At 41.4% G+C, this 13,151-nt stretch carries 10 protein-coding genes; 2 read left to right on the plus strand and 8 right to left on the minus strand.

The features are described from left to right. Positions 1 to 207: hypothetical protein (locus Q8P68_03095; GenBank protein MDP4008155.1), on the plus strand; the 207-nt coding region annotated here is incomplete at its 5' end. A gap of 39 nt (positions 208 to 246) precedes the next feature. Here the strand turns inward: Q8P68_03095 and pdxT are convergent. From pdxT to carB, 4 genes are all read right to left on the minus strand, one after another. Continuing rightward, a complete protein-coding gene (gene pdxT / locus Q8P68_03100) occupies positions 247 to 966 on the minus strand; it encodes a pyridoxal 5'-phosphate synthase glutaminase subunit PdxT (protein MDP4008156.1) in 720 nt (239 codons plus the stop codon). A gap of 9 nt (positions 967 to 975) precedes the next feature. Then, positions 976 to 1,845 carry a pyridoxal 5'-phosphate synthase lyase subunit PdxS gene (gene pdxS / locus Q8P68_03105; protein MDP4008157.1) on the minus strand — a complete coding sequence of 290 codons (870 nt, stop codon included), beginning with the start codon at positions 1,843 to 1,845 and terminating at the stop codon, positions 976 to 978. 186 nt (positions 1,846 to 2,031) lie between these two features. Beyond that, a complete protein-coding gene (locus Q8P68_03110) occupies positions 2,032 to 2,745 on the minus strand; it encodes a hypothetical protein (GenBank protein ID MDP4008158.1) in 714 nt (237 codons plus the stop codon). Between the two features lie 81 nt (positions 2,746 to 2,826). Further along, positions 2,827 to 6,171: a carbamoyl-phosphate synthase (glutamine-hydrolyzing) large subunit gene (gene carB / locus Q8P68_03115; protein ID MDP4008159.1), complete on the minus strand. Its 3,345-nt coding sequence runs from the start codon at positions 6,169 to 6,171 to the stop codon at positions 2,827 to 2,829. A gap of 693 nt (positions 6,172 to 6,864) precedes the next feature. On the opposite strand from carB, the gene Q8P68_03120 reads away from it, so the two are divergent. Continuing rightward, a complete protein-coding gene (locus tag Q8P68_03120) occupies positions 6,865 to 8,517 on the plus strand; it encodes a hypothetical protein (protein ID MDP4008160.1) in 1,653 nt (550 codons plus the stop codon). A 485-nt stretch (positions 8,518 to 9,002) separates the two neighbouring features. Here Q8P68_03120 and Q8P68_03125 read toward each other — a convergent pair whose 3' ends face one another. The 4 genes from Q8P68_03125 to Q8P68_03140 form a co-directional block, all read right to left on the minus strand. After that, positions 9,003 to 10,550: a YifB family Mg chelatase-like AAA ATPase gene (locus Q8P68_03125; protein MDP4008161.1), complete on the minus strand. Its 1,548-nt coding sequence runs from the start codon at positions 10,548 to 10,550 to the stop codon at positions 9,003 to 9,005. Between the two features lie 99 nt (positions 10,551 to 10,649). Next, entirely contained in the window at positions 10,650 to 11,918 is a 1,269-nt protein-coding gene (locus Q8P68_03130) for a hypothetical protein (protein ID MDP4008162.1), read from the minus strand. Between the two features lie 111 nt (positions 11,919 to 12,029). Next, on the minus strand, positions 12,030 to 12,434 hold the full coding sequence (locus Q8P68_03135; GenBank protein MDP4008163.1) for a YraN family protein: 405 nt from the start codon (positions 12,432 to 12,434) through the stop codon (positions 12,030 to 12,032). 462 nt (positions 12,435 to 12,896) lie between these two features. Then, positions 12,897 to 13,151, minus strand: a 255-nt coding sequence (locus Q8P68_03140) for a hypothetical protein (GenBank protein MDP4008164.1), incomplete at its 5' end; no start/stop codon positions are given.

A 13,151-nucleotide genomic window follows, 5' to 3' on the forward strand; every position in this document is an offset into this window, starting at 1 on the left:
AAAACAGGTGGCAGGTGCAGCAGTCCGAATTGCGAAAGGCCGGCAACGGAGTTTCATCACAAAAATGGCTATGCGAAGACCAAATCTCACGACAATCTCATAGCGCTGTGCAAGCTTCATCATAAGATTACACATGCGGGAATGTATAGCGAGCCTACGAAAACAGACCTTCTTTATTTGGAACACAGAAAACTGGCGCTTAGGTAGAAGGTGTCGGACTGTTGGAGGGTTTGAGGAAAAGGTGGTTTAAAGAAGTGGCCACTTAGGTAAAGTGGGGCTGGCTGTAGGTAGGTGGTACTTGAGAAAAAATTCATGCATCATCGTGTCGTTTGTGAGTTCCGGATGGAAGCTCGTAGCTAGCATGTGGCCTTGCCGGATTGCAATTGGCTGGTCTTTGTATGTGGCGAGGACTTGGATTTGAGTAGTCGGATTAGTGAGTAAGCTGAGTTTTGGGGCGCGGATAAATACAGCTTCGATTTGATGAGTTAAAATCTGTATTTCGGTTATAAAACTGTCACTTTGAGTTCCATAAGCATTGCGATCCGCGCGAATATCCATGACTTTGAGTGATTCGGGCAGGTTATCATCTGTTTGATTTTTGGAATGCCCTATAACTTCTTTTGCAAGTAAAATTGCGCCTGCACAAGTGCCCCAAACGGGTAATGGTTTGATTAACCCATCTTGATTAGTCGAATCGCCGATTATAGCTTGTTTCAGCGGTTCAAAAAGGTTGTACTTTTTCAAAAGTTTCGATTGAGCGGTACTTTCGCCACCTGGAAGAATAATACCTTGGATTCTCCGCTTATTTTGATTTGGACTCTCCGGATCGTAATTTTCAAAAAGATCTTCCGGTAATCGGATTTCAGTAACGTCAAAATCTTCTATTTGCAAATTTTGCGCAGCTTTTATAAGTGCTTTTTTGTGTTCTGCGACAGAGCCCTGAATTGCAAGAATCCCTATTTTCATAAAACTATTTTACCAACCGCGTTCAGCCAATTTCACTTCCAGACTTTCTATTGATTGAGACTCCATAGCTTTGCCAAGTCCTGTTGATGCACGAGTTACCTCTTCCGGTTTCATAAAATTCATAGTTGCATCAACTATGGCTTTTGCCATTACGGCTGGATTTTCTGATTTGAATATTCCTGAACCGACAAACACTCCGTCGCAACCAAGCTGCATCATAAGGGCTGCATCTGCAGGAGTTGCAACACCTCCCGCCGCAAAGTTTACAACAGTCAGGCGACCAAGTGTACGTGTTTCTTTTACAAGCTCTAGAGGGGCGCGCATTTCTTTTGCTGCCGCTTCTAATTCTTGCTCTGACATGTTTTTGAGGGATACAATTTCATTTTGAATTGTTTTCCAATGACGAACCGCTTCGATAATATTCCCTGTACCTGCCTCACCTTTTGTACGAATCATACATGCGCCCTCATTGATCCTGCGTAGCGCCTCACCAAGGTTCGTCGCTCCACATACAAATGGAACTTTGAATTTTGATTTATCAACATGACTCCATGGGTCTGCCGGAGTCAAAACTTCACTTTCATCTATATAATCCACATTTAGTGATTCGAGGATTTGTGCCTCTACAAAATGTCCAATACGAATTTTTGCCATAACCGGAATCGACACGGCCGCTTGTATTTCTGAAATCATCTGCGGATCACTCATACGAGCAACACCACCATCTTTACGAATGTCTGACGGCACACGTTCAAGAGCCATGACAGCAACAGCTCCGGCATCCTCTGCAATCTTGGCCTGCTCAGGGTTTACCACATCCATAATCACTCCTCCTTTGAGCATTTGTGCCAGTCCTTTATTGAGACGTTGTTGATCCATTTGTGCCGCTATATCTTGAGTCATTAGTATATGTGTAAAAATATATTTTTAAATATTCTTGAGTGGCAGGGTCTGACTATATGGCATAGTTTTACAAAAATCCAGTATTTTTTACATACAAAAAAGAGCCCTTCAGATATATCCGAAAGGCTCTCTTGTAATTCCTAAATTTGTACTTAAATTCTTTTATTCAAATCTATTACATGTAGCACCATTCGCTGAATTTATCTCAGTGAAACCTGCTGTAAAATTCGTTTGATTATTCTGTACAAATCCTGACATATTAATTGGACTTCCAACTAGTCCATTGAAACTTCCTATAACTCCATTATTTGTTATAGCAACTTCTGCTGTAATCGCTCTATTTTGTTGACTGGTAGCTTTGTATTTACCGTATAGAGTTATGAATGTAGGCTGATTTGCCGGGATAGTAAATGTAACATTATTAGGTTTGAGTGCATTGAAATAGTTTTGAACCGAGGTTACGTTATAACTTGTTATATAGTTTATTACCTCAGATTCCCTACTAACAATTACCCTATAATCAGTCATAAACGTACCAAAGTGATTCCAGAAACTAAATCCTCGAGCGGTAATCGGCGTATTAGAATTGATCTTCCATTGCCCAAGACGAGCATAAGAAGATTCATTACATAAAGTATTGTTGTAATCAAGTCTTATGTTACTCATCGTATTTAAGTTACCATAAGACTGAATCGTAACTGCTGGAGAGGGCGCAACATTTTGAGTCACCGTTGTAGACTGTGTACTACTTTTCGATGCTATTCGTCGAGCTCTACCTTGTCCATCTTCAGAAGAAAATGCGCCGAAAGCAATAACTACCGCGAGCGATAGTACAAGCAAGAATATGAGCATTTTTACATTTTTTTTGCTGGCCATACTTGAGGGGATTTAAGAAATATGAGATGAAGTTTTAAAAACCTATCGCATAAGTATAACATGGATCGCCCAGCTCGTCAACTAATACTCATCCCAAGATTTTATCTTGAGATCTTTGAGATCGTACTTCTCTATACTGTCGACCAGTACGCTTGCTACTTGTAAATTTGTAATCAATGGAATATTTAAATCAATTGCAGTTCTGCGAATCTTGTACCCATCTGTAATTTCTTCTTTGGAATAAGTCTTTGGAATATTTATAACCAGATCTACTTCGCGTTTTTCGAGCACGTCGAGCATAGTGGGAGATAATTTATCATTGTTTGCGGCCTTGCTGAGTTTGTAAACTATTTTTGATTTAATACCACTTTCAGCCAGAAAAGCATGAGTTCCTTCCGTCGCATAAATATGGAAACCAAGGCTTAGAAGTTTACGTGCATGTCCGAGGAATGCGGCTTTGTCTTCGACCCTCCCTATACTCAAAAGTACGTTTTTCTTTGGAAGGCGGAGCCCTACAGAAATCATAGCTTTCAAAAATGCCTCATACATATCATCTCCAAAACAAGCTACCTCACCTGTTGACGCCATCTCAACGCCGAGTACCGGATCAGCACCCTTGAGTCGAGAGAATGAGAACTGTGGCGCCTTAACCCCTACGTGATCCATGTCGAGCGTCTGATACTTCGCGTCGCGAACGGCCTTTGGCTCTACGTTTCCAAGCATAGCTTTTGTCGCAATATCTATAAAATTATGACCTGTTACTTTGGATGCAAATGGGAACGAGCGACTAGCACGGAGATTGCACTCGATCACTTTTATCATGTTATTTTTCGCAAGAAATTGTATGTTAAACGGCCCTGTGATATTCAATGCTTTTGCTATTTTTTTCGAAATCGTACGGACTCTTTTTATAGTTTCAAAATAAAGTTTTTGTGGAGGGAGCACTATTGTTGCATCCCCGCTGTGAACTCCTGCGTTTTCTATATGTTCGGAAATAGCCCAGATAAGAACCTCCCCTTTGTGTGCGACCGCATCAACCTCGATCTCTTTTGCATTTGTCATGAATTTTGAAATCACAACCGGAGCTTCGCTTGAAATCCTTGCTGCTTTTGCCAAATATCCATCCAAAGCTTCTTCATTTTTTGCAACACTCATCGCAGCTCCTGACAAGACATAAGAAGGTCGCACAAGTACCGGGTAACCAACTTCTTTTGCAAATTTAAATGCCTGTTCTTTTTTCGCAAATTCATTCCATTTTGGTTGGTCAATATCGAGGTCATCGAGCAATTTAGAAAATATATGACGACTCTCCGCACGATCTATATCTTGCGGAGAAGTACCCATGATTTTCACTTTGTTCGCATGGAGCTTGAGCGCCAAGTTATTTGGCACTTGGCCACCCATGGAAATGAGCACACTGCAAGATGGTTGCGGCGCTTCGCGCCGCCCCTTATTCGCAAATGAAGCTAACGCCATTTCCGCCTCATAAATATCGAGCACGCGCTCAAGTGACAATTCGTCAAAATACAATTTGTCACATGTGTCATAATCCGTAGACACAGTCTCCGGATTATAATTTATCATGATGGTTTCGTATCCTTGGTCTTTTAGAGTGTTAACCGCTGTAACACAACACCAGTCAAACTCTACGGAAGAACCAATGCAGTAGGGGCCGGATCCGAGGACGATCGCCTTTGGTTTTTGTTTTGTTTTCGCATTTTGTGTGCGTTTTGGTTTGTTTGAAGAGATAGTTAAGTCATCTTCTGTACCGTGATAAGTCATGTACAGATAATTTGTCTGAGCCGGGTATTCAGCAGCGAGCGTGTCGATTTGTTTTATCACCGGAAGTACACCCATCGACTTTCGCATAGCTCTAACTTCCATTTCTGTTTCGCCTCCATGAATTATAGAAATTTGTTTATCAGAAAATCCTTTTTTCTTCGCCTCTCGCATGAGATCTTTTGAGATCGCACCTTTGGCCGCAAGCTCTATATCTAGATCAACTATATTTTTTAATTTCTCCAAAAACCAAATATCGATTCCTGAGATTTTATTTATTTTTTCAGGGCTCCGCCCTCTCTTTAGCGCTTCAGCTATCGCAAGAATCCTTTTTGGAGTTGGATTCTCGATTGCAGATTTAAGATGATCTGTAGGTATCCCCAGTTGCTCATTACCGGTAAATCCGTACATACCAACTTGAAGCATACGAAGACCTTTTTGCAAAACTTCTTCAAAAGAGCGACCGAGCGCCATAATTTCGCCGACTGATTTCATCTCTGATGTGATCTTTTGTGAGACCATTCTGAATTTATCCAGATCCCAGCGAGGAATTTTTAATGCCAAATAATCAAGCGCCGGCTCGAAGCATGCGGTCGTACATCCCGTCACTGCATTTTTAAGTTCCGGCAAAGTATAGTGCAAAGCCAATTTTGCTGCGACATGGGCAAGCGGATAACCTGTCGCTTTGGATGCGAGCGCGGAGCTACGCGACAAGCGAGCATTCACTTCTATCACCCTGTACTCTCGTGACATAGGATCAAGCGCGTACTGAATATTACATTCTCCAACTATCCCCAAATGTCTAATAACTTTGAGCGCAATTTCACGCAACATATGATATTCAAAATTATTCAAAGTCTGTGATGGCGCAACCACGATCGACTCTCCGGTATGAATTCCGAGCGGATCAAAATTCTCCATATTGCAAACCGTAATACAGTTATCAGCACAATCACGCACAACTTCATATTCAACTTCTTTCCAACCCTTCAAACATTCTTCAACCAAAACTTGTGGAGAAAAACTAAAAGCAGTATCGAGCATATCCGCCAATTCTTTTTTGTCATATGCAAACCCCGACCCTTGCCCCCCAAGGGCAAATGCCGCTCGTATCATAAGTGGAAATCCTATATCCTCACCAGCCTTTAGAGCCTGCTTCTTCGATGTACATGCGAAACTTCGCGGCACATTCACATCAATCTTCCGCAACTCTTTATTAAACAAATCCCGATCCTCGGTTTTTTGTATAGACTCAACAGGAGTCCCGAGCACCTTCACCCCATATTTCTTCAAAATCCTTTTCTCAAAAAGCTCAACCCCACAATTCAGCGCCGTCTGCCCTCCAAATGACAAAAGTACCGCATCCGGTTTTTCTTTTTTTATCACTTCCTCCACAAAATAAGCATTCACCGGCAAGAAATAAACTTTATCCGCAAGCCCCTTGCTAGTTTGATTTGTTGCAATGTTTGGATTGATCAAAACAGTCTTAATCCCCTCCTCCTTCATCGCCTTGATCGCTTGGCTCCCGGAATAGTCAAATTCACCCGCCTCACCTATCTTCAGAGCTCCGGAACCAAGAATCAGTACCTTTTTCGGATGAATCCGAACCGGTTTAGGTAGCGCTGATTTCTTGCTTAAACTAGGCATAGATTATTAGAATTGATTAGAGGAACTTGTTGGCTCCGCCTCCTTATTTCGCAATACAAGCTTCGCGTATTGCGTGGCTATGTCTGTTTTTATTTTTTTCGAACATTTTCGCACTCGCTTGCCCCGCCTCAGCGGTGGCTTCGCTCGCGCATGGTTTTTATTTCTCACCAGTTATACAAAAATTTGGTGGCCACCGAAAGCCCAAATTCCTACCAAGCCAAAACCTCGTGTTGACGGAAAAAATATAAGGTTGTACTTGAGTTTATTTCACAATACAAATCTAACCAAAATGATCATACCCTACCGGAGCGTAGCGAAGGTATTTTTGCGTGTGGGCGGACTCTACCGGAGTGAAGCTGCAGTATTGTGGCGGAGGCGTAGGCGGAAATAAACTTCGACACTTTCGTGAGCGCGCAGATGAAAATCGAACTTAACGAACAAATGCGATATCAACTTGAAAAGATGAAACACAAAATGGAGGTGCAATTTAACAAGAAAATACTAAAACGGCTTATACAAGCCCAGTTCGGCCACTTTTTCCCCGGGGAAAATTTTTGGGAGAATGTGGCGTTGGAAGTTTTAAGGTCGTTGGGGTGAGCGGGGGAATGTTGCGGAAGTGGAGTTGAATCGTTTTAAGTCTACTTTCCTTGATACCGATTTATATGTATTCTCGTAAAGAATTAAATAATCTTTATGAAGATATGTTGGCAATGCAAAGAGGGCTTTGAAGTAACAAATAGTGATCGGTTGTTTTTGAGTGAGGTGAGTCCGGTTTTTGGAGGGGTGAAATTTGAGGTGCCGGAGCCAATGAGTTGTCCGCCATGTAGGCAGAGGCAGAGACTTGCTTTTCGGAATTTGCGATCGGTTTATATGCGGAAGTGCGACCTAACCGGCAAACCTATACTTTCGACTTTTGATAAAGATTGTGCGACTCCCGTATATAGCGCGGAGGCATGGTGGGGTGACTCATGGGATGGGACGAGCTTCGGGCGAGATTTTGATTTTAGTCGGTCGTTTTTTGAGCAGTTTGCCGAGCTTTATCACATGGTTCCATTACTTCAAAATTCTGTATTGCTAACTGAAAATTGCGACTATATCAACGGAGCGGCAAACTGTAAGGATTGTTATCTTTGCTTCAATATGGATTATTGCGAAAAATGCTATTACATCACGGAATGCAAACACATGCTCTCATGTGTGGACTGCCTGAGCTCGAACCATTGTGAGCTTTGCTATGAATGTGTGTGTTGTGAAAGTTGCTACAATTTGAAATATTCGCAGAGGTGCATGAGTTGTCATGACAGCTATTTCCTCGCTGATTGCAAACAATGTAAAAACTGTATCGGTTGCGTGAATTTAGTTGGAAAGGAATATTATGTTTTCAATCAGGAAGTTCCGAGGGAGCAATTTGAAGCATTCAAATTGCGACTACAAAACCATGAAGAAGTTGAAAAATTAAAAAAAGAATTTGCGGAGTTTTCACTCAGATTTCCAAAAAAATATTATCACGGATATTCAAATGAGAATTTTTCCGGTGACCGAATTCAAAATATAAAAAATAGTTATAATTGTTTCTCTGTTTCGAATTTGGAAAATTGCAAGTATTGCTATTACTTTTTTGATTCCAAAAATTGCATGGATCAAGACGTATTCGGAGATAACGCCGAGTGGATGTATAACTGCATCACAAGTGGGCTAAATTCTTCTAACAATCTATTTTGCATGTTTACGTGGAATAGCTCAAGTTACAATCTTTATTGTCATGCTATGAGCGGTTGCAGCAATAATTTCGGCTGTAGCGGACTCAAACGAAAAAAATATTGCATCCTCAATAAGCAATACACAAAAGAAGAATATGAGGCATTGGTACCGAGAATTATTGAACATATGAAAAACACGCCATACACAGGACAGGCGCATGCGTCCGCATGCACCGAGTGGGGAGAGTTCTTTCCACCGAGCATAAGTCTTTTTAGATACAATGAAACTCAGTCCGCGGAGTTCCATCCTTTGACAAAAGAAAATGCACTCGCACTTGGCTTCCGATGGAAAAACCTTGAAGAAAAAATTCCAGATGCAAATCGGAGAGATGTAGCTATTTGTGAAGCGACCGGAAGACCATTTAAAATGATTGCGCAGGAGCTAAAATTTTATAGTGAACAAAAAATACCATTGCCACATTTCAGTTCTGAAGAACGCCACAGGCGACGAAATGCATTACAAAATCTCCCACGAATTTACGATCGAGCATGCGCCAAATGCTCAACCCCAATCCAAACCAGCTACGTCCCCGACAAACCGGAAATAGTTTACTGCGAAAACTGCTACCTACAAGAAATTTATTAGCGCATCCCATCTGGCACGCCTTTGCCCCGACCTCAAAATAAATGCTAAATAAAATCGCAACTTGATGCGGAATCGTACTCAGCACGATTTTATCGCTAATCACCCTCCCATTTTGGATTTCGTTTGTTGGATAAAGCCTCAACTGTACCCTCTTTTCCATTGCAAATAACAGTGGGTTTTGATAGTATAGGCGCAGATTAGCTCCGAAGTTTAAATACTTGACGTCGCCATCTTCTCGTTCTTACGAGGAGTAAGCGTAAGAGGGGCTTTTCTTTAGTGTTTGTTCACGAGAAATACGCTAAAAAAATGTTTTGGTCCATCGTTAACTGACCTAATTATCACCCTTATTCGCCTTCTGTTTACAATATCTTCTAAAGCCCAATATTGGGATATAGGGAATTTGAGGCTGCTGTTTCGCTTTAGTTTTGGCTTTTTGGAGCTCTTTTTTGAAATTTGGCATGTGATTAATGGTAGTTTGCGTAAACTCAGCTCACCTTAAATCTCAAAGCTTCGAGGAGGTGAGATTCGCGGATGACATCGGAGCGAGAGAGGTCGGCGATTGTGCGAGCGAGTTTTAGGATGCGGTAGTAGGAGCGGGCGGACAAGCTATGCTTGTCGACCGCGGATTTTATAGTTTTTATTTGTTTTTGGGTAAGTGGGCAGTAAGCGCGAACAAGTTTTGCGGACATTTGAGAGTTTGAGCTAAGTCCATGGATGGCGAGACGACGGCTCTGCGTTTCGCGAGCGATGATGACTCGCCGCCTGATATCTTCAGTTGATTCACCTTGGCCTCCGCTGAACAACTTATCGGTTTCGACACGCGGTACATTTATAAATAAATCAATCCTATCCATGAGTGGGCCGGATATTCTCTTCTTGTACCTTTGAACTTCCGTACCACTACAGACGCATTCTCTCTTCGGATCACCAAAATAGCCACAAGGACATGGGTTTTTTGAAGCCATAAAAATAAAATCTGCAGGATATGTATATCGCATATTCGCGCGTGTAATTGTGATGGTTTTATCCTCAAGTGGCTGGCGAAGAGATTCAAGAATGCCTCGTGGAAATTCCGGAAGCTCATCAAAAAATAAAACTCCTTTGTGCGAAAGCGTGATCTCACCTGGCATCGCACCCGAACCACCTCCGATAATAGAAATCTTCGAAGCAGTATGATGAACCCCTCGAAAAGGCCTTTCAAAACTTAGCGGACGGCTCCCATCTATCATTTTTGAAACAGAATAAATCTTTGCAACCTCCAAAGCTTCAGAGGTAGACAATGGCGGCAGGATACCTGCGAACGCACGGCCAAGTAGTGTTTTCCCAGAGCCCGGTGGACCTTCGAAACACACATTATGCCCACCTGCCGCCGCAATCTCAAGTGCCCTTTTGGCAAATGCCTGCCCTTTGATATCTGTGAAATCTACGTAATTCTCAGTATTGCTTGTATATTCTTTTGAATTTTCTACTATTTCGCCCGTTTGCATGAATTCAAAATTCCCCTCAACCAAATGCTTTAAACTCTCAACTCCGCAAACTTTTATACCTTCAACGAGGCTCGCTTCAGCTAAATTTTCTATTGGCACGACCACCCTTTTTAAACCTTCATCCTTTGCCATTATCACAGCAAGCAGCACTCCTGAAACAGGGCGCACCTGACCATCGAGCGACAATTCTCCAAGTATCAAAGTCGAATCCGTAGAAATCCCATCAGCGTCAAAATCCGATCTCCGACTGAGCCAGCCCTTCACCTCTCCGCTTGCAAGTAGCAGCCCATAAGCAATCCCCAAGTCATAGCAGGTACTGGATTTTGGAATATCCGCCGGTGAAAGATTTACAATTTTTCTAGTTTGAGGGAATTTAAAACCGGAAGATTTAATTGCGGCATAAACACGCTCCTTGGCTTCTTTGACCTCTGTACTCGGAAGCCCGACCATCGCAAATTGCGGTAGGCCATTTACAACTACTATTTCAATTTCAACTAAACGGCTGGAAAGTCCGATCAAAGCGGACGAAAAAATCCTTGTTACCATGGCTGAGGTGGTTAATGTTTTCCACCCTATACCAAACAAAGTTAAAATATTTTTAAAAAACCAAGACTATTTTTTTTAGATTTGCTTTTTAGAGGTTCCCTAGCTCTCTTGGAATTTGATCTCCCAAACTGAATCTGTGTCGCCAAATAAAACTGCGCCGTTTTCTTGTAAGTCGACTCTGTTTATAAATGTCTTTGGCTCGTATAAATTGCTGTATTTATTGAATCCGAGATTGTAATTGACCATAGAAGAATTTCTGTTTGTTATGATTTTTAGACCATCGCTATTTTTAATTTTATTGAGAATTCCGCCTGATTGAGGTGCGTATTCTTGTTCTATCGCATAGAAAATATTATTTTCATCACGCCAAACTATAGAATCCGGCTCTGCCACTATAGATAAATCAGCCTTAAGCTCTGTGCCTTTTAGATCAAAAATACTATATGCCAGCAGCGTAGCTGACCCCGGCAGGGCTGACCCTATAAGTATTTGTGAGCTCGAAGGGCTGAATTTGATATCTCTCACCGCCATCAAAGTTAGAATCTTACTCCTGGAATCTTCCAGTAAATTTACAAGAAAAACCTCTCCGGTATCTGCATCATACACAACTACAAAATTCTCATCATGAGAAACAAAAACTTTTGGAGATTTAAGTGGTTTTACAAAATTTGATACTAATTTTATGTCACCCGGAACAAATGAATTCAAACTCTGCGCTATGTTTGAATCGTCGCTTGAATCGCTCATAGTCCCTCCTGAGATTTCATTTTTGATAAAATAAAGTACGTCATTTTTTGGTGCATATTTGTATGCTTGAACATTACCAATATTTAATTTACGAATTGATGCCGCCGCTATATCAAGAAGATAATTTGCACCGGTAGGCGTATCGAGCCCATAAAAAAATGCATATTTCAAACTTGGAGATAGTGCAATACTTGAAAAACTTTTAGGAAGTGGACGGAGCTCAAAGCCTTCGCTCAAACTAAGTGGTGTGCTCCTCACGTCGAAGCTCTCATCATTTACGGTTATATGAGCCCTACTTTCTAATTTTCTAATCATCGGTACAAATTCAAAATTCACCTCTAGTGGCGTAACTGCTCTTCTTTTTATCAAAAAATCAGCCTCCTCTTCTCCGTACCCTTCTTTCTTTGCTTGAAGCGTATATGAACCCTGTATCAATTTCATCTCACATGGTGAAACTTCACATACCTGTGAGTTACCTTTTACAGTAAATTCAAAAGGGGTTTGACCGGTTACACTAAGCATTCCATTGTTCAAAAACAAATTAAACACAAAGTAAAAAACGATCAAAACAAGTATCGTGACAAACACGATTATGTTGAATTTTCTAGGTGAGATCTGCATATTATTTTTTTGTATTTATTTAGCTTCAGAATTTTAGCATGTACAGATTTTAAATTCCACACTTTAAAATGGTTGCTTCGCACCTTACTCGCAACGCAAGCTTCCAGCGCGTCACGTCAATTCTACATTTTTAAAATGCTTAATCCACCATTTCGCATTATGTTGACCAAGTGATATGAAGTCAAAGCGTATTGAAGTGTATCTTTCTTGGCATATTTGAAGGTAACTGAGTCCTGCTTTTTTCACCCTTTTGCGTTTTTGAATTGTAAATTGCTCCACCCCTTCACCAAAATAATTTGAACTACGGAGCTTCACCTCTACAAAAACGAGAATGTGGTTTGGATCTTTCGCAATAATATCAACCTCCCCTCCACGAATATAAAAATTCCTTTCGAGGATTTCCCAATGATTTGATGTGAGGTACTTAGCAACTATTTCTTCAGCCGCAGCGCCGATTTCTTTTGTGGTTTTTTGGCCTGTTTTTCTCGTAGATTGTGGTTCGTTTTGCTGTGTCATATCCTGACTTCTACACTAGAAGATTAAAAAAACTTTAAAAAATCACCGGGAGTTTTTTTAATTTTACCTCGCAAAGCGATATAGCCTCGCCATCTTCTTATCTTTACCAAATCTTCATTATGCCACCTCGCCGTCTCACCACCTCACCCGTCCCCTTCACTTAATCCCCTTCATCAGAAGAAACCTCTCGTCCATCGAGTGCGCGATGTCATGATGCGCTTTGCAGAATGGCGCCATGAAATACGGATTGTGGCTGTGGGTCAGCTCAAATCGCTTCGTTCGATGAATCTGTTCAGCGTTTTTTTCGCAATTCCGCACCGCGCACTTTGTGCCGAATTCTTTTTTCAAAATTCCCTTAACTTTTCGTGGTACATACCTCGATACTTCTTCGCCATTCGCCATTTTTTCTTGCTCTTTTATAGCTATCTCTTGCGCAATCCTCGCCTTCTCCTCCGCGATTTCTTAGTTTCTTTTTTGTAAGAATTCATTGAACAATTCGTCTATTTTAAGCCCTTTTTCTTGCAATTCCAAAAGTTGGTTAAGCGTATTTTCGGAAAAATTAAGTTGAAGTTTTTTGCGCGCTGACCCGTTGTTCACCGCATTTTCAACTTTCGTCCCACAATCTGCTGCCACCTCAACTTCTCCTTCACTCGTTTTATCATCCTCGATCACCCAACAACCCTTGATTTCCCCACAACTTATTTTCTCACCTCCAAA

Source organism: Candidatus Peregrinibacteria bacterium (genome assembly GCA_030700255.1).
Classification (GTDB): domain Bacteria; phylum Patescibacteriota; class Gracilibacteria; order UBA1369; family JABINC01; genus JABINC01.